Source organism: Aliiroseovarius crassostreae (assembly GCF_001307765.1).
Taxonomy (GTDB): Bacteria; Pseudomonadota; Alphaproteobacteria; order Rhodobacterales; family Rhodobacteraceae; genus Aliiroseovarius; species Aliiroseovarius crassostreae.
Genome location: NZ_LKBA01000004.1, coordinates 542,357 through 568,696, shown reverse-complemented (window position 1 = coordinate 568,696; position 26,340 = coordinate 542,357). Strand labels below are relative to the sequence as shown.

At 58.5% G+C, this 26,340-nt stretch carries 28 protein-coding genes; 13 read left to right on the top strand and 15 right to left on the bottom strand.

What is annotated here, in order from left to right; genetic code table 11:
• Nucleotides 1–176: 176 nt before the first annotated feature.
• Nucleotides 177–1,016 carry a universal stress protein gene (locus AKJ29_RS04970; RefSeq protein WP_055189038.1) on the top strand — a complete coding sequence of 280 codons (840 nt, stop codon included), beginning with the start codon at nucleotides 177–179 and terminating at the stop codon, nucleotides 1,014–1,016.
• 169 nt (nucleotides 1,017–1,185) lie between these two features.
• On the opposite strand, the gene fnrL is transcribed toward AKJ29_RS04970, so the two are convergent.
• Nucleotides 1,186–1,935: a transcriptional regulator FnrL gene (fnrL, locus tag AKJ29_RS04965; protein WP_055188481.1), complete on the bottom strand. Its 750-nt coding sequence runs from the start codon at nucleotides 1,933–1,935 to the stop codon at nucleotides 1,186–1,188.
• Between the two features lie 79 nt (nucleotides 1,936–2,014).
• On the opposite strand from fnrL, the gene hemN reads away from it, so the two are divergent.
• Nucleotides 2,015–3,370, top strand: coding sequence for an oxygen-independent coproporphyrinogen III oxidase (hemN, locus tag AKJ29_RS04960; protein ID WP_055188479.1), 1,356 nt, complete (start codon nucleotides 2,015–2,017; stop codon nucleotides 3,368–3,370).
• 136 nt (nucleotides 3,371–3,506) lie between these two features.
• Here the strand turns inward: hemN and AKJ29_RS04955 are convergent, their stop codons facing one another.
• Together AKJ29_RS04955 and AKJ29_RS04950 are read right to left on the bottom strand one after the other, a co-directional pair.
• Nucleotides 3,507–4,268 carry an alpha/beta fold hydrolase gene (locus AKJ29_RS04955; RefSeq protein ID WP_082392531.1) on the bottom strand — a complete coding sequence of 254 codons (762 nt, stop codon included), beginning with the start codon at nucleotides 4,266–4,268 and terminating at the stop codon, nucleotides 3,507–3,509.
• A gap of 195 nt (nucleotides 4,269–4,463) precedes the next feature.
• Nucleotides 4,464–5,612: a hypothetical protein gene (locus AKJ29_RS04950; protein WP_055188477.1), complete on the bottom strand. Its 1,149-nt coding sequence runs from the start codon at nucleotides 5,610–5,612 to the stop codon at nucleotides 4,464–4,466.
• A gap of 185 nt (nucleotides 5,613–5,797) precedes the next feature.
• Between AKJ29_RS04950 and AKJ29_RS04945 the strand changes: the two genes are divergently transcribed.
• The gene (locus tag AKJ29_RS04945) at nucleotides 5,798–7,486 is read left to right on the top strand and encodes an AAA family ATPase (protein ID WP_074963587.1); all 1,689 of its coding nucleotides are present in this window, start codon (nucleotides 5,798–5,800) and stop codon (nucleotides 7,484–7,486) included.
• Between the two features lie 111 nt (nucleotides 7,487–7,597).
• Here AKJ29_RS04945 and groL read toward each other — a convergent pair whose 3' ends face one another.
• Together groL and AKJ29_RS04935 are read right to left on the bottom strand one after the other, a co-directional pair.
• On the bottom strand, nucleotides 7,598–9,247 hold the full coding sequence (gene groL, locus AKJ29_RS04940) for a chaperonin GroEL (protein WP_055188474.1): 1,650 nt from the start codon (nucleotides 9,245–9,247) through the stop codon (nucleotides 7,598–7,600).
• 41 nt (nucleotides 9,248–9,288) lie between these two features.
• Nucleotides 9,289–9,576 carry a co-chaperone GroES gene (locus AKJ29_RS04935; RefSeq protein ID WP_055188471.1) on the bottom strand — a complete coding sequence of 96 codons (288 nt, stop codon included), beginning with the start codon at nucleotides 9,574–9,576 and terminating at the stop codon, nucleotides 9,289–9,291.
• 309 nt (nucleotides 9,577–9,885) lie between these two features.
• Here AKJ29_RS04935 and AKJ29_RS04930 point away from each other — a divergent pair, with 309 nt between their 5' ends.
• A complete protein-coding gene (locus AKJ29_RS04930) occupies nucleotides 9,886–10,203 on the top strand; it encodes a hypothetical protein (RefSeq protein ID WP_055188469.1) in 318 nt (105 codons plus the stop codon).
• A gap of 57 nt (nucleotides 10,204–10,260) precedes the next feature.
• Here the strand turns inward: AKJ29_RS04930 and AKJ29_RS04925 are convergent, their stop codons facing one another.
• A complete protein-coding gene (locus tag AKJ29_RS04925; RefSeq protein ID WP_055188467.1) occupies nucleotides 10,261–11,367 on the bottom strand; it encodes a cytochrome-c peroxidase in 1,107 nt (368 codons plus the stop codon).
• A gap of 83 nt (nucleotides 11,368–11,450) precedes the next feature.
• A complete protein-coding gene (locus tag AKJ29_RS04920; protein WP_055188466.1) occupies nucleotides 11,451–12,107 on the bottom strand; it encodes a DUF2161 domain-containing phosphodiesterase in 657 nt (218 codons plus the stop codon).
• A 166-nt stretch (nucleotides 12,108–12,273) separates the two neighbouring features.
• On the opposite strand from AKJ29_RS04920, the gene AKJ29_RS04915 reads away from it, so the two are divergent.
• Complete coding sequence (locus tag AKJ29_RS04915; RefSeq protein WP_055188464.1) at nucleotides 12,274–13,194, top strand: manganese-dependent inorganic pyrophosphatase; 921 nt, start codon at nucleotides 12,274–12,276, stop codon at nucleotides 13,192–13,194.
• A gap of 100 nt (nucleotides 13,195–13,294) precedes the next feature.
• On the opposite strand, the gene AKJ29_RS04910 is transcribed toward AKJ29_RS04915, so the two are convergent.
• Complete coding sequence (locus tag AKJ29_RS04910; protein WP_055188463.1) at nucleotides 13,295–14,086, bottom strand: M48 family metallopeptidase; 792 nt, start codon at nucleotides 14,084–14,086, stop codon at nucleotides 13,295–13,297.
• Between the two features lie 118 nt (nucleotides 14,087–14,204).
• Here AKJ29_RS04910 and AKJ29_RS04905 point away from each other — a divergent pair, with 118 nt between their 5' ends.
• The 6 genes from AKJ29_RS04905 to AKJ29_RS04880 all read left to right on the top strand — a co-directional run bounded on the left by AKJ29_RS04905 (nucleotide 14,205) and on the right by AKJ29_RS04880 (nucleotide 18,555).
• The gene (locus tag AKJ29_RS04905; RefSeq protein WP_055188461.1) at nucleotides 14,205–15,080 is read left to right on the top strand and encodes a TIGR01459 family HAD-type hydrolase; all 876 of its coding nucleotides are present in this window, start codon (nucleotides 14,205–14,207) and stop codon (nucleotides 15,078–15,080) included.
• A 116-nt stretch (nucleotides 15,081–15,196) separates the two neighbouring features.
• Nucleotides 15,197–15,634 (top strand): MaoC family dehydratase, encoded by a 438-nt coding sequence (locus AKJ29_RS04900; protein ID WP_055188459.1) that lies wholly within the window; start codon nucleotides 15,197–15,199, stop codon nucleotides 15,632–15,634.
• Nucleotides 15,635–15,802: 168 nt separating this feature from the next.
• Nucleotides 15,803–16,756 carry a bifunctional riboflavin kinase/FAD synthetase gene (locus tag AKJ29_RS04895; protein WP_055188457.1) on the top strand — a complete coding sequence of 318 codons (954 nt, stop codon included), beginning with the start codon at nucleotides 15,803–15,805 and terminating at the stop codon, nucleotides 16,754–16,756.
• Nucleotides 16,753–17,049, top strand: a complete 297-nt coding sequence (locus AKJ29_RS04890) for a Dabb family protein (protein WP_055188455.1) — start codon at nucleotides 16,753–16,755, stop codon at nucleotides 17,047–17,049. The genes AKJ29_RS04895 and AKJ29_RS04890 overlap by 4 nt, the downstream gene beginning before the upstream one ends.
• A gap of 4 nt (nucleotides 17,050–17,053) precedes the next feature.
• Nucleotides 17,054–17,506 (top strand): YcgN family cysteine cluster protein, encoded by a 453-nt coding sequence (locus tag AKJ29_RS04885; RefSeq protein ID WP_055188453.1) that lies wholly within the window; start codon nucleotides 17,054–17,056, stop codon nucleotides 17,504–17,506.
• Complete coding sequence (locus AKJ29_RS04880) at nucleotides 17,506–18,555, top strand: threonine aldolase family protein (protein WP_055188451.1); 1,050 nt, start codon at nucleotides 17,506–17,508, stop codon at nucleotides 18,553–18,555. The genes AKJ29_RS04885 and AKJ29_RS04880 overlap by 1 nt, the downstream gene beginning before the upstream one ends.
• A 30-nt stretch (nucleotides 18,556–18,585) precedes the next feature.
• Here AKJ29_RS04880 and AKJ29_RS04875 read toward each other — a convergent pair whose 3' ends face one another.
• Both AKJ29_RS04875 and AKJ29_RS04870 read right to left on the bottom strand, forming a co-directional pair.
• Nucleotides 18,586–19,413 (bottom strand): alpha/beta fold hydrolase, encoded by an 828-nt coding sequence (locus AKJ29_RS04875; RefSeq protein ID WP_055188448.1) that lies wholly within the window; start codon nucleotides 19,411–19,413, stop codon nucleotides 18,586–18,588.
• Nucleotides 19,414–19,420: 7 nt separating this feature from the next.
• Complete coding sequence (locus AKJ29_RS04870; RefSeq protein WP_055188446.1) at nucleotides 19,421–20,020, bottom strand: 2-hydroxychromene-2-carboxylate isomerase; 600 nt, start codon at nucleotides 20,018–20,020, stop codon at nucleotides 19,421–19,423.
• A gap of 104 nt (nucleotides 20,021–20,124) precedes the next feature.
• Here AKJ29_RS04870 and AKJ29_RS04865 point away from each other — a divergent pair, with 104 nt between their 5' ends.
• Nucleotides 20,125–21,138: a ribose-phosphate pyrophosphokinase gene (locus tag AKJ29_RS04865; RefSeq protein WP_055188444.1), complete on the top strand. Its 1,014-nt coding sequence runs from the start codon at nucleotides 20,125–20,127 to the stop codon at nucleotides 21,136–21,138.
• A 191-nt stretch (nucleotides 21,139–21,329) separates the two neighbouring features.
• Here the strand turns inward: AKJ29_RS04865 and AKJ29_RS04860 are convergent, their stop codons facing one another.
• Nucleotides 21,330–21,680, bottom strand: a complete 351-nt coding sequence (locus AKJ29_RS04860; protein WP_055189034.1) for an H-type lectin domain-containing protein — start codon at nucleotides 21,678–21,680, stop codon at nucleotides 21,330–21,332.
• A 55-nt stretch (nucleotides 21,681–21,735) separates the two neighbouring features.
• Nucleotides 21,736–22,938 carry an MFS transporter gene (locus AKJ29_RS04855; RefSeq protein WP_055188442.1) on the bottom strand — a complete coding sequence of 401 codons (1,203 nt, stop codon included), beginning with the start codon at nucleotides 22,936–22,938 and terminating at the stop codon, nucleotides 21,736–21,738.
• 330 nt (nucleotides 22,939–23,268) lie between these two features.
• Between AKJ29_RS04855 and AKJ29_RS04850 the strand changes: the two genes are divergently transcribed.
• Nucleotides 23,269–23,460, top strand: a complete 192-nt coding sequence (locus AKJ29_RS04850) for a hypothetical protein (RefSeq protein WP_055188440.1) — start codon at nucleotides 23,269–23,271, stop codon at nucleotides 23,458–23,460.
• A 91-nt stretch (nucleotides 23,461–23,551) separates the two neighbouring features.
• Here AKJ29_RS04850 and AKJ29_RS04845 read toward each other — a convergent pair whose 3' ends face one another.
• The 3 genes from AKJ29_RS04845 to AKJ29_RS04835 are packed head-to-tail and all read right to left on the bottom strand — an operon-like array spanning nucleotide 23,552 to nucleotide 26,336.
• The gene (locus AKJ29_RS04845) at nucleotides 23,552–23,959 is read right to left on the bottom strand and encodes a F0F1 ATP synthase subunit epsilon (protein ID WP_055188438.1); all 408 of its coding nucleotides are present in this window, start codon (nucleotides 23,957–23,959) and stop codon (nucleotides 23,552–23,554) included.
• A gap of 58 nt (nucleotides 23,960–24,017) precedes the next feature.
• Nucleotides 24,018–25,442, bottom strand: coding sequence for a F0F1 ATP synthase subunit beta (atpD, locus tag AKJ29_RS04840; RefSeq protein WP_055188436.1), 1,425 nt, complete (start codon nucleotides 25,440–25,442; stop codon nucleotides 24,018–24,020).
• 18 nt (nucleotides 25,443–25,460) lie between these two features.
• Nucleotides 25,461–26,336 carry a F0F1 ATP synthase subunit gamma gene (locus tag AKJ29_RS04835; RefSeq protein WP_055188434.1) on the bottom strand — a complete coding sequence of 292 codons (876 nt, stop codon included), beginning with the start codon at nucleotides 26,334–26,336 and terminating at the stop codon, nucleotides 25,461–25,463.
• Between the last annotated feature and the right edge of the window lie 4 nt (nucleotides 26,337–26,340).

The following is a 26,340-nucleotide window of genomic DNA, read 5'->3' as shown; positions in this document are numbered from 1 at the left end:
GGACACTTTTCGACTGTCGTCGGTGTCGCACCTATCCCCATTTGCCTACCTTGATCCATGTCAAAACTGTCGCAGGGGGGCAGATTTCCAGCCCCTTGACCCATGTCAAAGCGTCGCAGGGGGGCAAAAAGGCAGGCTGGACGCGAAAACAGACCTTTCCAGCCCCGGAGCAATCCATGGACTACAAGACCATTACGACTGTCTTAACAGACAAAACCCTTTGCAAATCAGCATTTGACGCGGCTGCCGCCCTGTGTCGGTTAGGGGACGCACACCTGAATGCGATCTGCCTTGGGCTCGACCATTCCCAGCAGGGTTTTTACTACGCAGGCGCCTCGGCTATGGTTATTCAGGACAATTTGGCGCAGGCCCGAGAAGACGCCAGGGAGACCGAGGAGTATTGCCGCTCACAACTTGGCGGCGCCGCGCATTGCTGGTCCACATCATCCGTGACCGCCCAGATGGTGGCCCTGAACGGCCTGATCGCCCACCACACCCGGTTTTCCGACCTCGTGATCCTGCCCCGCCCATATGGCGAGGGGCGCGGACATGAAATGGAAGCCATCGTCGAAGCAGCCCTGTTCGACGGATCCGTTCCGGTAATGGTCATGCCTGATGGGACGGAGCTGCCGGAAACCATCGGCAATGTTGTGGTCGCATGGAATGAAAGCACAGAAGCCCTGCGGGCAATCCGCCATGCAATGCCAATCCTGAGCCAGGCACGCAATGTGTCGATTGCGATCATTGATCCACCGACCCACGGGCCGGAGCGCTCGGATCCGGGGGGATCCCTGACCCAGATGCTTTCACGTCATGGCGTGCGCGCCGAGGTGTCGGTCATGGCCAAGACCCTGCCGCGGATTTCCGACATCCTGAACCGACACGCCCGCGACAAGGATGCCGACCTGATTGTGATGGGGGCCTACGGCCACAGCCGTTTCCGCGAGAGCATCCTTGGGGGGGCCACGCGTCACATGTTGGAGGTCGCCGAGAAACCGGTCTTTCTGGCGCATTGATGCTGGTCTGAAGCAATGGTGCGATAGGGGCGCTGCCCCTCGCGCTTCGCGCTCACCCGGGATATTTTGACCAGAAAATGAGGAGGGGTAAGCGCGCACGGCGCGCGCCCCGAAACCTGTCTTATTCAGGGCAATGAGGTGTTTCCCAAACCAGACCGCTACAAGCTGCTCAGAGCGGACCACCATCAACGTCATCGCCGGTCTCTGCCAAAAGTGCTTCGATGTCCGGGATGATCACGTGGCGTTTGCCTTCCAGGGTGATGATCCCGGCCTTTTTCAGTGCCGAAATCTGACGGCTGACCGTTTCCAGGGTCAGGCCAAGGTAATCCGCCATTGCCTCGCGTGTAAGCGGCAAGTCCAGACTCATGCCCGAGCTGGGCGAAATTTTGTTCATAGACGCATCGCGGCGGGCGAGAATGGCAAGAAGGCTGGCGATCTTTTCGCGCGCGGTTTTGCGGCCCAGCACGAGCATCCATTCACGCGCACTGTCCAGTTCGTTCAGGGTCATCTGCAACAGACGGGTGCCAATCGCCGGCGTTGAGGCCATCAGCTCCTCAAACGGTTTCTTGCGGAAACAGCAGACCGTGAGATCGGACACGGCGACCACATCGAAGGGGGCAAAATCTCTCCCCGGACGGCCGATGAAGTCGGATGGCAGCAGCAGCCCGACCATTTGGGTGCGGCCATCTTCCATAGTCTGACTAAGTGTCGCGATACCACTGACGACAGAGGCCACAAATTCCATGGGATCACCGGCCCAAAGCACTGGCTGTCCGGCCTCGTAGGAACGGTAAAATTTGATATTTTCCAGCGCGTCAAGTTCATCCGCTTCGCAACGTGAACACACGGCACGGTGGCGAATTGGACAGGAGCCGCAATCGCGAAGGTTGAAGGCGGCGTCTTTTATGGCTGTTGTCATGGTTAAAAATTCCGCAGATGAAGCATCTGCTTGATCCTGATCAAGGTTATGGGCGCGTTTCACTGTACACGCTACTGGAATGCAGACACTTACGCAACTCAGACGCCTCGGACTTTTTGACGCTCGTGTCCCCCGTTACACCAGCTATCCGACGGCCCCGCATTTCAAACCCGGCTTCGGGCCGGATGTCGTTGCCAACTGGATCCAGGCGATCCCCGCCGGCGACACCGTATCGCTTTACGTGCATATCCCGTTTTGCCGTCGTTTGTGCTGGTTTTGCGCATGTCGCACCCAGGGCACGGCCACGGCAGAGCCGGTGCGCGCCTATCTCGATACGCTGAAACAGGAGCTTGCCACCCTGAAGGGCATTGTGGCCCCTGGCGTCAAGATCGAACACCTGCACTGGGGCGGCGGCACGCCCACCTTGCTGCAGCCTGAGATGATCACCGAACTGACGGCAGCGATTCTCGACACCATGCCCCTGGCGGATGAGGCGCAGTTCTCGGTCGAGATCGACCCCTCAGAGGTGGATGCTGCACGTCTGGATGCGCTGGCTGAGGCGGGCATGAACCGGGCCTCGATCGGGGTGCAGGATTTCGATCCGATGATCCAGGAGGTCATTGGCCGCCCGCAAAGCTATGAAATCACGAAGGACACCGTGGATGGCCTGCGTGAGCGCGGCATCACCAGCCTGAATATGGATATCCTTTACGGCCTGCCTCATCAGAACGAGGCCCGGATCACCGACTCGGTGAACAAACTGATCAGCCTTGCCCCTGACCGGGTGGCGCTGTTTGGTTATGCCCATGTGCCCTGGATGGCACGCCGTCAGAACCTGATCCCGACCGAGGCCCTGCCGACCCCCGAGGGGCGTCTGGAGCTGTTCAACACGGCCCGCAACCTGTTCCTTGAAGCAGGATTTGACGAGATTGGCATCGACCATTTCGCCAAACCCGGCGACGGGCTGACCACTGCCCACAAGACGGGCACGATGCGCCGCAACTTCCAAGGCTACACCGAAGACAGTTCGGAAGTGCTGATCGGGATTGGTGCCAGCTCGATTTCGCGTTACCCGCAGGGGTATGCGCAAAACGAACCGGCCACCTCGAAATACCAGGCCGCGGCGCGGGCGGGCACGCTGACCACCGCAAAGGGGCATGCCTTCGATCACGAAGACCGGGTGCGTGGCCGGATCATTGAGCTGTTGCTGTGCGATTTCGAGGTTGATTTCGCGCAGGTGGCAGAAGAGTTGAACGACGACCCTGCACGCCTTGCCGCCATGGCCGACGGGCTGGACGAAGCGATGCCGGAGACGCTTGATTTTGAGGGCAGCAAGATGCTGATCCGCAAGGAAGCCTATCCGCTGGCCCGGATCATTGCGCGCTACTTCGATGCCTATGAGATGAACGAGGCGGGCCACAGTCAGGCTGTCTGAGGCCGCGCATCCCGAAACGTTTCAGGGCGCTCCTGCCTCAGGGGGCGCCCTTTTCATTTAGCGTTTTCATTTGGCAAGTGCCATGGGCGGCCCCAGAACCATCGGTCGGGCGTTCCCTCTCCTACGGCCGTCGGGGTCAGTCGAGGTAGCCGTGCTCACGGGCCACCTGTTCGATCACGGCCCCAAGGGTCAGGCCATGCGCAAACGTGCCCTCTTTCAGGAACGCGAGCACCTGTGCAATCACCAGTGGATTGGTCATCATAAACGTATGGGTCACCGGCATGACGATGTGATCCGTCATGCCGGTGACCTTGGTGTTTTCAACCGACACTTTCCCATCATCTTCACCCGTGATCAGCGACGAATAAATCGGGTTGAGCGAACGGTTGCCGGCAATAATCCCCAGCTCAAAATTCGGGGGGGCAGTCTGATTGGGTATTGAGCCCCGATCTGTCCCCAGTTCAAGCCCCGCCGGACCATTGATCCACTCAAACGGTTCGAGATCCGCAAAGGCATCCACCAGTTCCGATCCCTGATTGGGAGGGGCCAGCATCACGACGCGCCCCAGATTGTCTGGGTGATTGTCCTGCAACCAGACCCGCACCAGAATGCCGCCCATGGAATGGGTCACGAAATTGATCTTCTGCACTCCACAGGCCTGCACCGCCGGGGGGATCGCTTGCGCGACCAGGGTTTCAATTTTGGCCTCGGTCGATGGATAGCCCAGATTGACCACCTGATATCCCTCAAGCTCCAGCGCCTCTTCCATCACCCAGAGGGAGGACGGACTGCGGGCAAGCCCATGCAACAGCACAACACATTCCGCACGTGCGGGCGGGGCAAAGGCGGTGAGAGCCATCAGGGACAGGGTCAGAACAGGTAGAAACGAACCAAACATGCTCATTATCTAGGGCGAGCGCGGCATGATTGCGAGGGCGGGATGCGCAACTGCGCCAATTTGCGCCGCCGAACCTCAGAGCCCCCCAATTGGTTTCGGACGTCCTGTCTTCTGGGTGAGAACGAAACCAATTGGGGGGCCTTTCATCGCATTTGACTTTTATCGTATTCGGCAAGGGGGCCGTGGGCCCGCGGCTCAGACTTCCGTGTAGAAGCCCGGCGCCACCCAGCGGATCACAAGGGCCCCTGCCCCGGCCAGCGTCACCGCCAGCACCAGCGGCCAACCGATCACCGGGATCATCGCCAGAATGGTGGTGACAGCCGCACCGGAAAGGGCCGCCACCGCGCGTTCCGCCAATGTCACCGGCAGTGGCTGGCCCGCCAGCTTGACCACCCAGACCCCCAGCAGGTAGGCGCCGATGACATAGCCAGCGGCGGCAAGCAGGCCCGCTGCCAGCAGCGTGAACGGCGCCAGCAGGATCCCGTACCCCGTTGCCCCCAGCACAAACACGGTCCCTGTCAGGGCCGACACCGCCAGCAGGCCCATCCACATCGCGCGAAACGGGCTTTCAATTGTCCTGTCGCGCAGGGCCATCAGGAACCCAGGCGCAAAATAGGCCACGATGCTGGCCAGCACGGCCAGCACGAGGATGGACCCGACCGTGTTCATGACAGAAGCAAACCAGCCAGACCCGGAAGCGGGCTTTGCCTTGGCCCCACCTTTTGGATCTGCGGACCCATCAAACTCGGCTTCGGCATAGCGCTCAACGCGGTCGGCGGCAACCACATGCTCCGGCACCTGGATCCCGTCCGGATCTTCTGAAAAAAGGTAAAGCGTACCATCAATCCGGGCACCTTCCCCGAAGGAGATATTGTCGGTGGCAAAGCTTGCATCCCCCGCGATCACCCCTGTGAGCAGGATATTCTCCGCCGCGACAAGCGCGCTGTCACCGACATTTGCCGTGATCTCGGCCCGCTGTGCTGCCACCCGCAGATCCCCGGCAACCGGGGCCGCAACGAGGACGGTATCCCCGGCAAGCTGAGCATCCCGACCGACCTCAGCCGAGACATTCACATTGATCCCGGCGGCATAGACATTCTGGCCAACCGGTGCCGAAATCGAGACGGAGCGCCCTCCGGCATGGGCCGAGCCCTGCACCGGGGCGGAAATAAGTACGGTGTTGCCAACGACAAAGGCATCGTCCACCGCCTCCCCCGACAGGGTTACATTGTCACCTGCAATATAGGCGTCATCTCCAAAGCGATAGACCTCCTGCGCGCGCGAGGGCAGTGCCGTGATCACGAGCAGTGAGGAAAGAAGGGTCATCAGAAAAGGTCGAAACATGGCTGTCCCCGCCAAAGTTGGATGTTATGCACATTAACATAGAGTGCGATGCGAAAAGTTGTAAGAGGAAATCGTAAAAATCTCTCCCCCCGATTCAGGCGAAATCCCACGGTCATGACGTAGGCGGGCCTTCACATCTGATCAGTGTGTTCTGTATAACCGCTCTACCATAACGAGGGTATCCGATGAAAATTACGCGCGTCGAAATCAAGAATTTTAAAGCAATCAAGCAGGTGGCACTTCCCCTAAAGCACTTCAACGTCATCGTAGGGGCAAACGGGTCCGGCAAAAGTTCTGTCTTGCAAGCCTTACATTGGATGGTGCAAAGCGCCCGACACTCTTCCGTTGAGCCGAATAATTCCGACACCGGATCGACACTATCACTGAATGACGCGACCTACATTCCATCGCCCTCCTATAAGGATGCCGGAAATGATGGGGTCTTTGGCAACTTCAAAGCCTCGCCGCGCATGGACGTAATGTTGAAAGCGACAGCTTCGAATGGTGACAATGAAACGGCAAAGCTCTGGCTCAAAGCCGCACGAAATGAGGGATTGTCTGTTCAAGTCCCCTCAGCCAACGCCATTACCAGCGCGATCCGCGATCGGGATCGTGAGTTTAGCACCTACATTCCCGGCTTGGCCGGCATTCCCCTGTCCGAGGAGCGGAGGGCCACAAGCATCGTGTTGCGCCAGGCCGCAGCAGGGGACGCAAATACAGTCCTGAGAAACGTCCTTTTGCTGCTGAAACAAGCCGAGGATGCGGCAATTGCCCATGACGAGGCACCGCTGAGCGAACTGACCGAACGGGTGTCCGCCGCCATCCGTGGAACAGAGTTTCGGATTTTGTTCGACGATCAATCAGACTACACAATCTCCGCCCAGTTCAAAACCGCAGGCATGACCGACTGGCGCCCCCTCGAACTCGCAGGAATTGGGTTTCTTCAAACAATCCAGATCTTTGCATATATCGTCTTTTTCAAACCCCGCCTTCTGCTGATTGACGAACCCGATAGCCACCTGCACCCGGATGCACAGGGGCGCTTGATCCGCGAAATCGCAAGCGCATCTGAAAAACACGACTGTCAAGTCATTTTAACCACCCATAGCCCCAGCGTCATGCGCGCCCTGCCCGACCAAGCCAATGTTATCTGGATGAAGGACGGGACAAGGGTGGGAAACAGCGACGCCGCGAGACAACAAATGGGATGGGGGTTGCTGGACAAAGAGCTGGTTTTGCTGACCGAGGACCAAGACACGGACATGCTACGCCTGCTGCTCGGCCAATGGCCCGAATTGGAACGGCGCATCGCAATCTGGCCACTAAGCGGCTGTGGTAATCTTCCCAAAGGAGCAGTGCTGAATAGTCTTCAGGCGCTTTTCGGCAATGTTCGGACACTGGTGCACCGGGATGGCGACATGATGCTGGACATCGAGAAAGAGCATTGGCGAAAGAATTGGGGATTGAAACCCGAACAAAGCTGGATCACCCAAGGTGCCGACATCGAAAGCTATTTTGTCTGCCCCAACTATTGCGCAGCAGTGATGGGCGTCGATCAGGCGCAGCTTGAAGATCGAGTTTTCAAAGTCCTGAATGCCACAGCCAGCGCGGACAACAACGATTTCAAAAAAAAGCGCAAGGCTGCTAAAGAACTTTACCCGGACGGGGATGCGACACCAGGGCACGCAGATGCGTTTAATGACCTGTCTGCGAAGGGTATCGGGTTTGTCAGAAAAAAAGCGATCAACAAGCTTCGATCCCTCATTCAAAAAGCATATGGCGGCAATCAAGAGGCGAATATTGGCAAAGTCATCCCCAAGGGTATCGAGCTTGCCCCTGACCTGAAGCGCGCCATCGAAGCGGCGCTGCAATAGCCGACCACCCACAAGCTGCGCGGCACGTGGCGGAGGGCGTATGACCCAAAAGAAAAGGCGCCCCGAAGGGCGCCTTTCCTGTTCCGAGGAACATGGTCCGGTACGGATGGCTTACATCATGCCGCCCATGCCGCCCATGCCACCCATGTCGGGCATGCCAGCACCGGCGCCGCCATCTTTGGCCGGCTTATCAGCAACCATGGCTTCGGTGGTGATCAGCAGGCCGGCAACCGATGCCGCATCTTCCAGAGCGGTCCGGGTCACTTTGGCCGGGTCGATCACGCCGAACGAGAACATGTCACCATATTCTTCGGTCTGAGCGTTGAAGCCGAACGAGGTGTCCTCCGACTCGCGCACTTTGCCAGCCACAACAGCGCCATCAACGCCAGCGTTTTCAGCGATCTGACGCAGCGGAGCTTCGATGGCTTTACGCACGATGTTGATACCGGCGTTCTGGTCAGCGTTGTCGCCTTCCAGACCTTCCAGCGCTTTACCAGCCTGAACCAAAGCAACACCGCCGCCGACGATCACGCCTTCCTGCACAGCAGCACGGGTTGCGTTCAGAGCGTCGTCCACACGGTCTTTGCGCTCTTTCACTTCCACTTCGGTCATGCCGCCAACGCGGATCACGGCAACACCGCCAGCCAGTTTGGCCACGCGCTCTTGCAGTTTCTCACGGTCGTAATCCGAGGTGGTTTCTTCAGCTTGGGTGCGGATCTGGGCAACACGTGCTTCGATCTCGGCTTTCTCGCCAGCACCGTCGACGATGGTGGTTTCGTCTTTGGTGATTTCGATTTTCTTGGCCGAACCCAGCATGTCCATGGTGACCGACTCGAGCTTCATGCCCAGGTCTTCCGAGATCACCTGGCCGCCGGTCAGGATTGCGATGTCCTGCAGCATGGCTTTACGACGATCGCCGAAGCCCGGAGCCTTAACGGCTGCGATTTTCAGGCCGCCGCGCAGCTTGTTGACAACCAGAGTTGCCAGAGCTTCGCCTTCTACGTCTTCAGCGATGATCAGCAGCGGTTTCTGCGACTGGATCACTTGCTCCAGCAGCGGAACCATCGGCTGCAGCGACGACAGTTTCTTCTCGTGCAGCAGGATCAGACAGTCGTCCAGATCAGCGATCATCTTGTCGGGGTTGGTCACGAAGTAGGGCGACAGGTAGCCGCGGTCGAACTGCATGCCTTCAACAACAGTGGTTTCGGTTTCCAGACCCTTGTTTTCCTCGACGGTGATCACACCTTCGTTGCCGACTTTCTGCATCGCGTCGGCGATCTGACGGCCGATTTCAGCTTCGCCGTTGGCCGAGATGGTGCCAACCTGCGCAACTTCGTCGCTGTCTTTCACGTCGCGAGCCGAAGCTTTGATTGCCTCAACAACCTTGGCGGTGGCCAGATCGATGCCGCGCTTCAGGTCCATCGGGTTCAGGCCAGCAGCAACCTGCTTCAGACCTTCGCGCACGATGGCCTGGGCCAGAACGGTTGCGGTGGTGGTGCCGTCACCGGCTTCGTCATTGGTGCGCGAGGCGACTTCTTTCACCATTTGCGCGCCCATGTTTTCGAACTTGTCTTCCAGTTCGATTTCCTTGGCAACCGACACACCGTCTTTGGTGATGCGGGGGGCGCCGAACGACTTGTCCAGAACCACGTTACGGCCTTTCGGGCCGAGGGTCACTTTTACAGCATCAGCGAGAATGTTCACGCCGCGCAGCATGGAATTGCGGGCGTCAGTTGCGAACTTTACGTCCTTAGCAGCCATTGTGTTTGCTCCTAGAATTCTTGGTAAATCAGGTCAGACGATCAGGACAGAATGCCCATGATGTCGTTTTCTTTCATGATCAGCAGTTCTTCACCATTGATGGTGATTTCGGTGCCGGACCATTTGCCGAACAGGACCTTGTCGCCAGCCTTCACGGCGGGTGCGATCAGCTCGCCGCTGTCTTTGCGGGCGCCTTCACCCACGGCGATCACTTCGCCTTCTGCGGGTTTTTCCTTGGCGCTGTCGGGGATGATCAGACCACCAGCGGTTTTTTCGTCACTTTCGACACGGCGGACCAGAACACGGTCATGCAGCGGAGTAAATGCCATTTCTGAAGCTCCCTAAGCTCAGTTTCGTTTCGGTATTTGCGCGCGGTCCTTTATGGGCCGGCGCCTTGGCACTCACTGTCGGTGAGTGCTAACGACGAAACAGTTAGGCATGGAGAGCGTGGGTGTCAACAGCGCCTTCGCTATTTTTTAGAATTGTAAAAACGCGTTCTCGATGATTGACTTCAACTTGGGGGATTGGGCAATAAATGCATCCAGAATTCATCGCTTTGTGGATGGATCGCCCTGTCTGATCCGAATTTGAGCTCTGAGGAAGTTGGTGTGTCAATAACTCTGCAAGCGATAAAATACATGATCTGGCTCCAGCTGGTTGTGATCTGCATCCTCCTCGCAACATTGGCCTATGCGCCGAATGCGCCCTTAACTTATGACATCGGCGCCTCTGTGCTGACGCTTGGAATCACCTGCCTATTCCTGATCGGGCTTAAGCAAGAGCGGATCTGGGTCGCCGCGCTGTTTGCTGCTCTTTGCCTGTTTGATTTTCTATCTGCCATTGGCGGCGGTTTCAGTTTTGAAAACAGTCTCAACCTCGTGGATGCGGTGCTTTCCTTTGTCGCAATCTGTGGTCTGATAATCTGGTTTCGCGAACGAAAACGCGCCCCGGCCTAGAGAAACGGCCTGTAGATCCGTCAAAATCGTTGGGCGCAGTCGGGAGTGTCTTTGAGCTTACTCTTCCAACAGATGTTCGTAGCGCTTGTCAGTCAGCGTTTTCAGAAAGGCCACCAAGGCATCAATGCGTTTGTCATCCAGTGCTGGCCCATCGGTCAGGATATCATTGGCCAGGTTCATCGGGATTTCCGGGTTGCCAAACGGTTTGCCGGTTTCCGGGTTGATCTGGCGCGCAGGGTCGGTGGTGTTGTAGCGATTGTAAAACAGCACCACGGTGCGCAGATCTTCAAACACGCTGTTATGCATGTAAGGTCCGGTGACAGCCACATTGCGCAGGGTCGGTGTTTTGAACCGGCCCGAGGCTTTGCCATCCACCACATCAGGGTTCTGGATCAACCCGCCATCGACACCGGCTGGCCCCAACAGCCCCTTCAGGACCGGGTTCTTTGGCGTGCCGATATTGTGATATTCATAGTTCGAAAAGGTCTCATCCGCCGCGATGGGCGACGGGCGCAGCTGGTGGCATTGGTTGCAATTGGTAAATTGCTGCGAAAAGAACAAAACCCGTCCGAGTTCTTCCTGATCGGTCAGCGTCGCCTCACCTCGCAGGAAACGATCATATTTGCTGTCGAACGGAGCGAACAGATCGGTCTTTTCAAACGCCGCAATGGATTGGGTCATGGCACGATAGGCGGCGGCGTCATCAGCAAAGATTTCCTCGCCGAAGAGCGCCTTGAAACTGCTGACGTAGTCGGCGTTTTCCTGCAGGCGTGCCACCACGGACGCCTTGTCGGGCATTCCCATTTCAATCGGGTTCAGCGGCGGACCACCGGCCTGCTCGGCCAAATCTGCAGCCCGCCCATCCCAGAACATGCCACCAACCCAGGCCCCCTCGTCGAGCTGGCTAAATCCTGGTGTCATCATCGCATAAGCCGCTGTCGGCGCGGTGCGCCCGCCCAGGCTCTCCCCATCATCGCCCAGCGACACCGGGCCGCGCGGATCGACAAATCCAACCTCGGGGTCATGGCAGGTAGCGCAGCTTTGGGTGCGGTTCTTCGACAGGTTGACGTCAAAAAACAACGCCTCACCCAACGCTTCCAGCGTCTCAAAGGCGGCGGCAGGTGTGGCGGCGGTCAGGCTGATCAGAAAGGCAAGGCGACGCATGGGAAACTCCTGTTACATTCCTGTTCCCTACCGTGGAAAGGGTCGGAAGGGAATTGATCCTGATCAAAATAGTCAACTTAATGTCACCCATCCCTTAATGTCATCCGCCCCGCATCACTCAGCCCATAAACGCCCCGCTCAACCCGTTCAAACCAGCCATAATGGTTTGCCGCCATCATGGTCGTTGCTTTTTCCACACCCGTCGCCTTGGCCAGATCAACCCCTTTCATCGGCCCATGCTCAGCCAGATGAGCCGCTAGTTTCTCGGCATCCTGACGATAGGCCGTGACAATCTTGCCATTGGTTCCCCCCATATTGGGGTCCCCGTCACGACGGACAAATTCCCCCAAAAGCCGCGCCGATTTCACTTTGGACTTACGGGGGAGAAAGGGCGCGGGATCACAATGAAGTTGCACAAACCCATCTGTCAGGCGCACCGAAAGAACCCCCAGCCCAAGTCGGCGGCACAGACCGATATTTCCCTTGAAAGCGCGCCACCCAGACCGCCCTGACCAGCGCGGCACCGCCACATAAACATGGTCACTGATGGCCTGACGCGCCACGGCCTGCTGCAGAAGGGTCAGGGAAAACCCGGCTTTCAGCTCCACCACCAACGGATCACTGTCATCACGCAGCGCAACCACATCCGCCCCGGCGACTTCGGACTTCACCCCATATCCCATCCCTTCGAGCCAGGCCTTGACCGGCAGGTAAAGATCGGTTTCGGATATTCTGCTCACCCGTTGTCCACCCCCAAGAAAACTAGTTTTCTAGGAAATGCCCATCAGACCCAATCGTCAACCAAAATCACAATCCCTCGCCCTGTCAGCGCCAACACGGGTGACAAGCCCAGACAACGCCCGTATAAGGCGCGCAAATCCCTTATTGCAAAGACGGAATGAACACATGAGCACGCTTGTTTTCGGCCACAAATCCCCCGATACCGACTCCACCGGTTCGCCCATCATCTGGTCGTGGTACCTAAACGAAGTAAGAGGCGTTGAGGCCAAACCCGTTCTTCTTGGCACCCCCAACACCGAAGCCCAGTTCATGGTTGAACGCTGGGGGTTTGACCTGCCAGAGATCATCGAGGACGTGGCCGACGGCCAGCCCTGTGTGGTTGTTGACACCAACAACCCCGCCGAATTGCCCGCCAACATCAACGGCGCGGATGTGCAGGCCATTATCGACCACCACAAGCTGGTCGGTGGCCTGGAGACCAAAGGTCCGATCGACATCACCATCCGTCCGCTGGCCTGCACCGCCACCATCATGATCGACCTGATGGGCGATGACGCCGCCAAGATGCCCGACAACATCAAGGGCGCCGCGCTGACCTGCATCCTGTCGGACACGCTCGAATTCCGCTCGCCCACCACCACCGATCACGACCGTGAAGTGACCGAGAAACTGGCCGCTGATCTGGGCATCGACATCTCGGCCTATGCGTCTGAAATGTTCGAAGCGAAATCGGATGTTTCCGCCTTCACCGCAGCCGAGCTTTGCCGCCTCGATTCGAAAGAATACGAAGTGGACGGGGTGAAGTTCCGCGTAGGTGTGCTGGAAACAACCGCGCCGAAAATGATCCTCGACCGCAAAGAAGAACTGGTCGCCGCCATGCCGGAGGTCGCCAAGGAAGACGGGCTGGATCAGGTGCTGCTGTTTGTCGTCGACATCCTGAACGAAGAGGCCACCCTGTTCGTGCCGAACGATCTGGTGAAAGGCGTGGCCGAGAAAAGCTTTGGCGCCACCGTCGAGGGCGACACCGTGGTCCTGCCCGGCATCATGAGCCGCAAGAAACAGATCATCCCGAACCTGGCCGTGTAATCACTGCCTTCGGAACACTCAAAAGGCCCGCGCCTGTCGCGGGCCTTTTTCTTTTGGGCCAGATTCGTTAGATTATGCCCATACGATCATGTCCGTGCGATCACCGCCCTGCTTTCAGCCGATCCACCTCGGCCAACACCGTTTCCACGCGGCGACGATCAGCCGGGTGGGTGGACCAAAACCCTCCCTGCCCCTGAGCGCCCCGTGTCGAAGTGCGGGTAAAGAACCGCAACCCTTTGACCGGGTCATAGCCAGCCGCATAGGAAATACGCGCGCCAAGAACGTCACTCTCCAGCTCATAATCCTGCGAATAGGCCCGCCCTCCAATGGCAGCGCCAAGGTCCATGCTGGCCTCAATCGCTGTGACATCTGCGCCCACCGCAGCCGTCAGCGCGCCCAGAATCAACGCACCAGCCTGCGCCTGCCGTACCGACTTCTGGATATGTTGGCCGAGCATATGCCCATATTCATGCCCCAGCACAAAGGCGACTTCATCATCCGACCCGCTTTCCTGCAGCAGCGGCACAGACACACGCACAATGGGTCGCCCGTTGTCGAAAGTGAAATAGGCGTTGGGGTCTTTCAGTGTTGCATCAATCCCGAAATCAACATTGCAAAAGGCGGTATTTCCGCCCGGACGCACCTTCTGACAATATCGCACCCCCGCATGGCGCACCCGCGGCATCACCCGGTTGAACCGGGCCAGCGCGGCACTGCGTGACAGTTTGCCCACGCTTTCATATTGCGCCGCATGATAAAGCTCCTGCGCCTGCGATTGATCGCTCTGCCGCGTCTTTGGAACCTCGGTTGTCGTCGTACACCCCGCCAGAACCACCGCTGACACGATCACCAGTTTGCGCAGACAACACCCGAATGCAAAGCTGGACACCATGGCCACTCCCCTCTCCAAATTCAACGCAATACTCTACACTCTGATATGATTTAGCGATTATTCATGGTCAAACCAGCTTTGTTTTGGCATATCCCTCCCATAAGCGAAAAGGATCCCTATGCCCCGTATCATCACCGCCCTGTCCGAGATTTCTGCAAACTACGACGCGATGTTCGTTGACCTCTGGGGGTGCGTGCATAATGGCATCACGGCCTTTGACGAGGCAGTGGCCGCGCTGCGCGCCTATCGTGCGGGCGGCGGCTTTGTGGTGCTGGTGACCAATTCGCCCAAGCCACGCGCCGGGGTGGCCCAGCAGCTGCCGGAATTTGGCGTCCCCGCTGATTGCTATGACACGATCGCCACCTCGGGCGACAGCGCGCGCGCCGCGATGTTCACCGGCGCTGTGGGCAACAAGGTGTTTTTCATGGGCGAATGGGAACGTGACGCGGGGTTCTTTGAGCCGATGCAGGTGATTGACACCCCGGTTGAGATCACCCGCGTTCCGGTGGCAGAGGCAGAGGGCATCGTCTGCTGTGGGCCGTTCGACCCGATGGCAGATCCGGACACATGGCGCGCAGATCTGATGATGGCGAAACAGATGGGGGCGAAGCTGCTTTGCGCCAACCCGGACATTATCGTCGACCGAGGCGAGGCACGGGAATGGTGCGCAGGCGCCGTGGCGCGCATGTATACGGAAATGGGGGGGGAGAGCCTCTATTTCGGGAAACCCCACCCGCCCATCTACGACCTTGCCCGCCGCCGCATGCTGGCCGAAGGACGCGATATCCCCAATGCGCGTATTCTGGCCATTGGCGATGGCATCCACACCGATATTCGTGGCGCATTGGGAGAGGATATCGACTCTCTGTTCATCACCGGCGGGCTGGCCCGCGAGGAAACCGGCACCTTGACGCAGCCTGACCCGGTGAAGCTGGCGCAATTTGTTGCAGATGAGCAAATCAGCCCCAGCTTTGCCATCGGGTATTTGCGCTGACGAAAATTCCCCTCTTGCTTTCTGCGGCCGCAAAGTAATATTGTTGCGCGCAGGACGCAGAGCGCGTCCTTTTGTTACTCGCCGAACGGCAATCAAAGGACAGCAAAGGGAAATCCATGTCAGACACGATCACCCGTGGCACCATCCACGCAGACGAGCTTGAAGTCGGCATGTGCCGCACCCTCACCAAAGAAGTGACCGATCGCGATATCGAGCTGTTTGCCGAAGTGTCCACCGACCGCAATCCGGTGCATCTGGATGACGACTATGCCAAGGCCACCATGTTCAAAGGCCGCATTGCCCACGGGATGCTGACCGCCGGATTGATTTCGGCTGTGATTGGTGAGCAACTGCCCGGTCATGGCACAATTTACCTTGGTCAGAACCTTGCCTTCAAAGCGCCGGTGCGCCCCGGTGATGTGGTCACTGCAGAGGTAACGGTGATGGAGGTGGACCCGGCAAAAGGTCGTGCCACGCTCAAGACCGAATGCCTGGTGGACGGAAAGCCGGTTCTGACAGGCGAGGCCAAAGTGCTTGCCCCGAAACGTGGATGACAGCAGGACCGACATCCGGAAGGCCCGGTAGAGAGGGGCTCTGCCCCTCGCCTCTTTGAGGCTCACCCCGGAGTATTTGTGCCAAGAAGAAGCAGTGGTGCAGATTTGCTGTCATCCGAGCTGATCACCGGGGTTGCACAGGCGCGGCGGGAGCGGTAATGCAGCCTCATGCGCATCGTTCGAGACTATCAGTTTATTGCCCCTGAAGACCGTGGTGCTTCCGCGGTGATTGGCAATTTTGATGGCGTCCATCTGGGCCATCAATATGTGATCGACATTGCCCGCAAGGTGGCAGCCCAGTCTGGTGCTCCGCTTGGGGTCATGACCTTTGAACCCCATCCGCGCGAGTATTTTGCCCCCAAGGCCCCGCCGTTTCGGCTGATGGGATCGGAGGCGCGTGCGCACCGGCTGGAAAAGCTGGGGGTCGAGCGGCTTTATGAGCTTAGCTTCAACGATACCTTGTCCGCCCTCACTCCGCGTGAATTTGCACAGGACGTGATTGTTGAGGGTCTGGGGCTGGCCCATGTGGTTGTCGGCGCAGATTTCTGCTTTGGTCAGGGGCGCGCGGGTCATGCTGATGATCTGGTGGCCCTTGGGAAGGAGCTTGGTTTTGGTGTCACCATTGCGCCTTTGATGGAGGATGCCGGTCGGGAGGTCAGTTCCACCGCGATCCGTCAGGCACTGAGCGAAGGCCGCCCGCAGGATGCGGCACGGATGCTGGGCCATTTGCACCGGATCGAGGGCGAGGTGATCCGGGGCGATCAGCGCGGTCGGGATCTGGGATATCCAACTGCCAACATGTCTATTGCGGGGCTACATCCGCCGAAATTCGGTGTCTACGTGGTTGAGGTCGATATTCTCACCGGTCCGCACAAGGGCACTTACGGGGGCGCCGCCTCAATGGGCACCCGCCCGATGTTTGGGGAAAACCTGCCCAATATCGAAAGTTTCCTGTTTGATTTCAAAGGTGACATCTATGGCGAGCACCTGTCGGTGGCGCTGATCGAATATCTGCGCCCGGAGCGGGTCTTTGACAATCTGGACGCGCTGATCACCCAGATGAACGCAGATTGTGATACCGCGCGTGACATTCTGGCTGCGCGCAAACGGAGGGATACATGATCCGGCATGTCGTGTTCTTCACTGCGCGCGAGGCGAAATATCGCGATCAGATCTTTGACGGGTTGAACCTGTTGCAGGGCATCCCGCACAAGCGCTTTCTTGAAGTCGGACGCAATCTGGCCACGGACCCGATCCCCGGCACACACCCGGATTTCGTGGTCTATGGCGAATTTGACAATGAAACGCAGCTGGCCGCCTTCAAGGCCCATCCCCTATATCAGGCCAGCATCGACAAGGTCCGCCCGTTGCGGGACCTGCGCATGTCGGCTGATTTCCTGACCGGTCAGAGCTGACCGGATGGCTGCCGCTTTGCGCAAGAAATTCTGGGAACGCCCGCTGCAGGATCTGACCCCTGACGAGTGGGAAGCCCTGTGTGACGGATGCGGGAAATGCTGCCTGAACAAGCTGGAAGATGAGGAAAGTGGTGAAGTGGTCTTCACCCGCATTGCCTGCCGCCTTCTGGACAATGACACCTGCCGTTGCGCCCAATATGACATCCGGTTGAATTTCGTACCGGAATGCATTGTGCTGAGCCGCCGGAACATTGCCGAAATCGCCTATTTCATGCCCGCGTCCTGCGCCTACCGCTTGCGCCATGAAGGCAAACCCCTTGCCGACTGGCATCCGCTGATTGCGGGCGGGCCGGAACGGATGCACGCGGAGGGCCGCTCGGTCAAAGGCTGGACCATCCCGGAATTCGATGTCCCGGAAGAAGAATGGGAAGATCACCTGATCGAGGAGCCACATTGATGTTTTTTGCCTCTGACAACACCGGCCCGGCTCATCCGGACATCCTTGCAGCCCTGACAGCCGCCAATGATGGCTACGCCATGCCCTATGGGGCAGATGACCTGAATGCACAGGTTACCGCGCGTATTCGTGACCTGTTCGAAGCCCCCGAGGCGGCCGTTTACCTGGTTGCCACCGGCACCGCGGCCAACTCACTGGCGCTGGCCACCCTTGCCCAGCCCTTTGAAACCATTTTCTGCACAGGCGAGGCGCACATCCACGAAGACGAATGCAACGCCCCAGAGTTCTATTCCGGTGGCGCGAAACTCACCCTTGTGCCCTCTGTGGACGCGAAAATGACGCCGGACAGCCTGCGCACCAGCATCGCCAAGGAAGAAACCCGTGGCGTGCATGGCCCGCAGCGCGGCCCGGTATCGCTGACCAATGTGACCGAGCGTGGCACCGTTTACTCCGTGGCCCAGATCGCGGCGCTGACATCCGTCGCAAAAGACTACGGCCTCGCCACCCACCTGGACGGTGCACGGTTTGCCAATGCGCTGGTGGCACTCGGCTGTTCACCCGCTGACATGACCTGGAAAGCAGGCATTGACGCAGTCAGCTTCGGCGGCACCAAGAACGGCTGCATGGGGGCGGAAGCGGTGATCTTCTTCGACCCCAAACATGCCTGGGAATTTGAATTGCGCCGCAAACGCGGAGCACATCTTTTCTCAAAACACCGGTTCCTGTCGGCACAGATGCTGGCCTATCTCGAAGACAATCTCTGGCTGGATCTGGCGGCGCACGCAAACGCTGCCAATGCGCGTCTGGCACGGGGGTTAAAACAGATCGACGGCACGTCCTACATCTATGAGCCTGAGGCCAATATCAGCTTTGCGCGCTGGTCACGCCGCGCCCACCAGACACTGCACAAGGCAGGGGCAGCCTACTATGTCTGGAATGACGACCTTGCCGGGGATGACCCAGATGAGGCGCTGGAGGCGCGCCTTGTCACCAACTGGGCCACAACGGATGAAAATGTCGACCAGTTTCTGTCGCTGATCCGGGGATAACGCCACCGGCGGACACGTCCTGATGGGGGATCAGCCCCCAACAGACACACGCTCAAGATGTCGCCTGATCTCCTCAGAAACCTGTTGCGGGTGGGAAATTGGTGCCATATGCCCTGCCCCCTCGACAACGATCCGCCGAACGTCCGGCAGGCGGGCCTCGAAGACGTCGTGAATGGCTGCGACAATCGGCGGGGATTGCGCGCCTTCGATCAGCAGGCACGGCATTGTCAGCGCCTCAAGCGCACCGGGCGCGGCCTGACCATAAAGGTCGTCCCCGGTCACCGGGGCGCAGGCGACAATCAGATGGATCCGCGCCGCCATATCGTCGCGCAGAATGGTCGGCAGCCGCTCCCACGGGGTGCCACCGCCCCAAAGCCCGTGGAACAGACGCGCCGCTTCGATCCGGTCTCCTGCATGGAACGCCGAGGCAAAAGCCCCGTTCATGAAGCCATCCAGCGCGTCAAACACCTCCTGCCCTCTTGCGGCCGCAAACAGGACCGGCTCGATCAGGGTCAGGCTGCGCACCTTTGCGGGGGAAATCTGCGCCACGCGCAACGCAATCACTGCGCCAAAGCTGTGCCCGACCAGATCAACGGGGCCAGTGGCCTCACGGTCCAGAAGCGCCAGAACCACATCTACCGCCTGCGCGGTATAGTCCCGCTGCGGGTCCCAATCCCCGCTTTGCCCATGGCCCGGCAGATCCGGTGCCAGCATCGACAGGTCACCCCCCAGCAGGCGGGCCACACCACGCCATGCGCCGGAATGGGCCAGCGAACAATGCAGCAAAAGCGCCTCGCGGCTGCCCTGCCCCATGCGTGCCCAAAAGGTTTGCGTGCCCGAAAAACTCTCTTTGCTCATGCCTCGCTTATGAGCGGGCGGCGAGATGGGCGTCAAGCTGGACCAGACGGTCCTGCCCCCAGAACCTTGCGTCATCATCGGTGACATAGAAGGGCGACCCGAACACGCCCGCTTTCACCGCATCCTCGGTGTTGGAGGCATAGGTTTCGGCCCCGTCAAGCATCCCGGTCATGGTCAACATGCGTGAAAAGCCATGGGTCTCCAGCGCATCCCCAATCACCTCGTCTTGGGCGATGTCCTTTTCCTCGGCCCAGGTGGCACGTAAAATGGCCTGCACCAGCGCGCCCACATCACCACCGCCCGCTTTCGCAGCCGCAATGATCGCGTAGGAGGCGGGGGCGGGATTGGTTGGCCAGAAAGCAGGCGTGTGGTTCATCTCCATCCCCAGCTCTGCCGACCAGCGTTTCAGCTCCTGCATCCGATATTCCATCCGGCTGGGATGGCGATCTGCGGGTTTCTGTCCGCCCATCCGCTCAAAAACCGCCATAATGTCCATCGGTTTGTAGGTGATGCCCGCCCCGTGGCGCGCTGCGATCTCCTCAAGCCGCGCCCCGGCCAGATAGGCCCAGGGTGACAGAACCGTGAAATAATAGTCGATATGGGCCAAAATAATCCCTCCTCTTTCCTGCAACCTGTTTAAAGGAATCTGTGCGGGTGGTAAGGGAGGTCATCGTCACGATTCTGTCATACGGGCCACCTGGGGAAGCTACCATGCCGTCGATCACCGAACCGAAACTCATCTCTGGCAATGCCAACCAACCGCTGGCCAAGGCTGTTGCCAAACGCATGTCGCTTCATCGCGGCGAACGTGTGGGGCTGGTGGATGCCCGCGTCGAACGTTTCAACGATCAGGAGGTCTTTGTCGAGATCTACGAAAACGTTCGCGGCGAGGATATGTTCATCATCCAGCCGACCTCGAACCCGGCCAATGACAACCTGATGGAACTCTTGATCATCTCGGACACGCTGCGCCGCTCCTCCGCCGCCCGCATCACCGCCGTGATCCCCTATTTCGGCTATGCCCGTCAGGACCGCCGCACCAAGGCCCGCACACCGATTTCGGCCAAGCTGGTGGCAAACCTGATCGCCCAGTCGGGCATCGAGCGGGTGCTGACCATGGACCTGCACGCCACCCAGATCCAGGGTTTCTTTGATATTCCGGTGGACAACCTTTACGCCAGCCCGGTCTTTGCCCTCGACGTGAAACACCATTTCAAGGATTGCCTCGACGAGGTGATGGTCATCTCACCCGACGTGGGCGGTGTGGCCCGCGCCCGCGAATTGGCAAAACGCATCAACGCCCCGCTTGCCATCGTGGACAAGCGCCGCGAAAAGGCCGGGGAAGTGGCTGAAATGACCGTGATCGGGGATGTGACCGGCAAACGCTGCATCATTGTCGACGACATCTGTGACACCGCAGGCACCCTGTGCAAGGCGGCCGAGGTTCTGATCGAACAGGGCGCCAGCGAAGTGCATGCCTATATCACCCATGGCGTCATGTCTGGGCCGGCCGTGGAACGCGTGACCAAATCGGTGATGAAATCACTGGTGATCACGGATTCGATCCAACCCACCGAGGCCGTGCAGAACGCACCGAATATCCGCATCGTGCCCACCGCACCGATCTTTGCGCAAGCCATCCAGAACATCTGGGGCGGCATGTCGGTTTCGTCACTCTTTGACCATGACACGCTGGAACCGCTTTACGAAGGCATGTATACTTAAGCGTTTTCAAAGTGTTGGAAAAAGATTGTTCAAACAAAAGGGCCCGCCGGGGCCCTTTTTCATTCCACGCCAAAGCGTTTCATTCTCCCACAAAGGGAAAATCGAAAGGCGGCACGAGATATCAATGATACGCGCCTGTCGGGAGTACCCTATGTCTGCGGTTGGTCCCGAAATGCCTTAAGCGGTAGAGGTTACTCTACATCCCAATTATCCGGATCCGGCATCGGCCCCATCGCCAGCCAGTCGGCGCGGATGCGGGCGACCTTCGTGTCACCCCAGGTCCGGAACACGATCTCAAACCCTTCATGGGTGACGTTTTCAGCACAGATATCCGCCCGGAGATTGGTGTTGCAGGACATGTCCCACATGGACATGCTCACCTGCATGATCGGCACTTCGGCAAAACGCCCATTGAAGCTGACCGACGCGCGGAACTCTCGCGGTCCCTCTCCGGTCCACATATCGCCGTCATGTTCAAAATCGGAAAACAGAACGCGACTGCCCTGTTCGACGCCCAATAAGTTGCGATCAAATGTCCTCATGGTTGAACCTGAAAATTCCCATTTCATGCCAATAAGCCAAAGAATTCAGGCTTTTTCAAGGCACTCTACGCAATCTGAAGAAGAGGGGGAAGATTACGATCACAATCAGGCCCGAGAACAGAAAGGGCGCACCGGGCAGATAAAGAACCGCCTCTTCGGTGGCGAAAAACTGGAACATGCCGGTCATGACCATAGGGGCAATCACGGCGGAAATCGAGCCCAGAGAGGCGATGACCCCTTGCAACAATCCCTGCCGGTCCTCGGCCACACGATTGGCCATCAACGCCGTCATGGTCGGTGGCACCATATCGGAAAGGGCCGCGACCAGAAGAAAGGAAAACATCACCACCACACTTGCTGTGAGGCCAAAGACAACAAAGGCGGCCACCGCACAACCAACTGAAAAGATGAGTGTTTTAAACTCGCCAATGCGTGGAATCAGAAATCGTATCACCACGCCCTGGGTAAAGGTGATCCCGATCCCATAGGCCGCCAGTGTCAGGCCGATCAGCGCCGTGCCCCACCCAAACACCTCGCGGGTCCAGAACGCCCAGAGGGTCGGATAGACCATATTGGCAAACTCGAACAGGAACAGAAGGATCAACGGAAGCCCCAGCCCCGGCAGGCGGAACGCATCCAGAATAGAGCTGAACGGATTGAGGTCCCGGCGCACAAAGCTGCGTCGTTTCTCCTTGCTAAGGCTTTCTGGCAAAACGAAAATCCCGAACAGGACATTGATGCCAGCCATGGCGGCAGACAACCAGAACGGGGCGGTGATATGCCAGCCGGCCACCACCCCACCGATGGCGGGCCCTATGACAAAACCGATGCCGAACGCCGCACCGATCAGGCCAAAATTCGCCGCGCGCTCCTCGGGTTTCGAAATGTCCGAAAGATAGGCCGTGGCAGTGATATAGGTCGCCCCAGCGATGCCCGCCAGCACGCGACCAATCAAGAGCCAGATGAACGTGGTCGACAACGCCATGATGACATAGTCCACACACAGGGCCACAAGGGCCAGCAGAAGCACCGGACGCCGCCCGTAACTGTCTGACAACCCTCCGATAATCGGCGCAAACAGGAACTGCATCCCGGCATAGGACGCCATCAGAATGCCGCCCCAGAACGCCCCGTTCGCGGTGCTGCCCGCGCCCACTTTTTCCATCCAATCCGGCATGATCGGAAACACGATCCCCACCCCGATCGCATCAAGGAACAGGGTGGCAAGGATGAACCAGAGGGCAGCACGATCTTTCATACGGCAAAAATCCGATGGGGGTTTGACCAATGGGACACGTTCTGACCGGAAGGGCCATGGGTTGCAATCTTTAAAGTTTTAAAGGGTGAACCGGCAGGACTTTAAAGTTTTAAAGCGTTTCGAAATCAACTTGTGTCTCAAGTTAATCTCGAAACGCTTTAGGGTACGGAAAAGGGAAAGTTGCAAGTTTTTTGCCCAGGTCTGCGCTGAACATGGGCACCGTAGAGACGCAGGTGACCCTCGCACTCCTTGGCCGGGGATCAATCAAAGATCACATTTGACTACCCCCCCATTTTAAGCCATATGAAGGGGAAAAACAGGAGAAAGATCATGGCTACATATCGCTGCACGGTTTGCGGAATGGGCGTCAATGCGAGTTGCGCCGATTGCAACGAACCGCTTGTCGATGACACGCTCAAATTGGATGACGGGAGCGGGGTGCAGATTTCGCGCTGCCCAAAATGTGAGGGGAAGATCAAATCCCCGATGTGCTGCGGCAAGGATATGACCTGCGAAAGCTGACAGCCGCCTGAGAGCCAACAAAAAACCCCGCCGGTTGAGCGGGGTTTTTTTTATCTTTATCCGGTTTCTCCGGGGGCCGTTTGGCTGCGCGTTAGCGGGCGGAAAGGCCCAGTTCGCTGGCCATGGCGGCGATGTCGACGGTGCGTTTGGCCAGTTCGTCGAGGTTCTCGGCGGTGGCGTTTTCCGTCGCGTTGGCGGCGTCCTGCACAAAGCTGTCCACAACCTCTTGGGTCATTTCAGCCACCGGCACGGCGCGTTCAGCCAGAACCGAGGTGCCTTCTGCGGTGATTTCCGCAAAGCCGCCGGTCACGGCATATTCGGCGTTGCCCTCGGGGCTTTCCACCTTGACGATGCCGGGACGCAGCGTGGTGATGGTCGGCGCGTGCATCGGCATGGCTGTCATGTCGCCATCTGCCCCGGGCAGCTGAACGGCGGTTGCCTTGAGCGAGGCCAGGCTGCGCTCGGGCGACACCAGATCAAATTGCATCGTATCTGCCATTTAGGGTCTCCTTTCAGGATGGTCAGGGGTGGGTTGCCCCACCCCGTCGCGCATCCGATTAAGCGGCGTCAGCGGCCATTTTCTCGGCTTTGGCGATCACTTCGTCGATGCCGCCAACCATGTAGAAGGCGCCTTCCGGCAGGTGGTCATATTCGCCAGCCACAACAGCCTTGAACGAGCTGATCGTATCTTCGAGCGGAACCTGAACACCGTCCGAGCCGGTGAACACTTTTGCCACGTCGAAGGGTTGCGAGAGGAAACGCTGGATTTTACGGGCACGGGCCACGGTCAGCTTATCTTCTTCCGACAGTTCGTCCATGCCGAGGATGGCGATGATGTCCTGCAGCGATTTGTAGCGCTGGAGGATCTGCTGAACGTCGTTTGCAACCTTGTAGTGCTCTTCACCAACGATCTGCGGGTCGAGGATCCGCGACGACGAGTCGAGCGGGTCCACAGCCGGGTAGATGCCGAGCTCAGAGATCGCACGCGACAGAACGGTCGTGGCGTCGAGGTGAGCAAAGGTGGTTGCCGGAGCCGGGTCGGTAAGGTCATCCGCGGGAACGTAGACGGCCTGGATCGAGGTAATCGAGCCTTGCTTGGTCGAGGTAATGCGTTCCTGCATCGCCCCCATGTCGGTGGCCAGCGTCGGCTGGTAGCCCACAGCGGAGGGGATACGGCCGAGAAGGGCCGACACCTCGGAACCCGCCTGGGTAAAGCGGAAGATGTTGTCGACGAAGAACAGAACGTCGGTCCCGGACTGGTCGCGGAACTGCTCGGCCAGGGTCAGACCGGTCAGAGCAACACGAGCACGTGCCCCCGGAGGTTCGTTCATCTGACCGTAAACCAGGGCCACTTGGCTTTCTTCCAGGTTGTCCGGCTTGATAACGTTCGATTCGATCATCTCCCAGTAAAGGTCGTTACCTTCACGGGTCCGTTCGCCAACACCCGCAAACACCGAGTAACCCGAGTGCACTTTTGCGATGTTGTTGATAAGTTCCATGATCAGAACGGTTTTGCCCACGCCGGCGCCGCCGAACAGACCAATTTTACCACCCTTCGAGTAGGGGGCGAGCAGGTCGATCACCTTGATGCCGGTGATGAGGATTTCCGATTCCGTGGCTTGCTCGTCAAATTCAGGAGCAGGCTGGTGGATGGCGCGGTATTCCTTGGCTTCAACCGGACCTTTTTCGTCCACGGGTTCGCCAACCACGTTCAGGATGCGGCCCAGGGTGGCGTTACCAACCGGAACCGAGATCGGTGCACCGGTGTCTTCCACGGCCTGACCGCGCACCAGACCTTCGGTCGCGTCCATAGCGATACAACGAACGGTGTTTTCACCAAGGTGCTGGGACACTTCCAGAACCAGTTTGTTGCCATTGTTTTCGGTGTTGAGTGCGTTCAGAATTTCGGGAAGGGCATCCTCGAACTGAACGTCTACAACGGCGCCGATCACCTGGGTGATCTTACCTTTTGCATTTGCCATTGTCGTTTCTCCGATTTCTTAGAGCGCCTCGGCGCCCGAAATGATTTCGATAAGTTCGTTGGTGATCACAGCCTGACGCGAGCGGTTGAACTCGATGGTCAGACGGTCGATCATGTCACCAGCGTTGCGGGTTGCGTTATCCATGGCGGACATCCGTGCACCCTGTTCCGAGGCGGCGTTTTCCAGAAGCGCCGAGAAGATCTGAGTGGCCACGCCCGAGGGCAGCAGCGTTTTCAGGATACCTTCTTCCGACGGTTCGTAATCATAGACCACCGATGCAGCCGCACCTTCTTCAGGCGCGTCGAAGCTGGCCGGGATGACCTGCGTTGCGGTCGGGATCTGGCTGATCACGCTTTCGAACTTGTTGTAGAAGATCGTCGCCACGTCGAACTCACCTTCGTTGAAACGATGGATGAGGTCATGGGCGATGGATTGTGCGTTGGCATAGCCGACGTTGCGCACAGCCGAGAGATCCACATGGTCTACCATCTGGTCTTCGAAATCACGCTTCATCTGCTCGCGGCCTTTTTTGCCGACCGTCAGGATTTTCACCGTCTTGCCGTTGGCCGTCAGCTCAGCTGCCTTTGCACGCGCCATCTTTACGATCGACGAGTTGAAGCCACCGCAGAGGCCGCGTTCGGCGGTCATGACCACAAGCATGTGGACTTGATCGGAACCCGAGCCTGCCAGAAGCGCAGGGGCATTGCCCCCGGCCGAGGCGGCCGCCAGGCTACCCAGAACGGCGTTGAACCGTTCTGCATAGGGACGACCTGCTTCGGCAGCTTCCTGTGCCCGCCGCAGTTTTGCGGCGGCCACCATCTGCATGGCCTTCGTGATCTTCCGCGTGGATTTCACGCTTTCGATCCGGTTTTTGAGGTCCTTAAGGTTGGGCATCGTT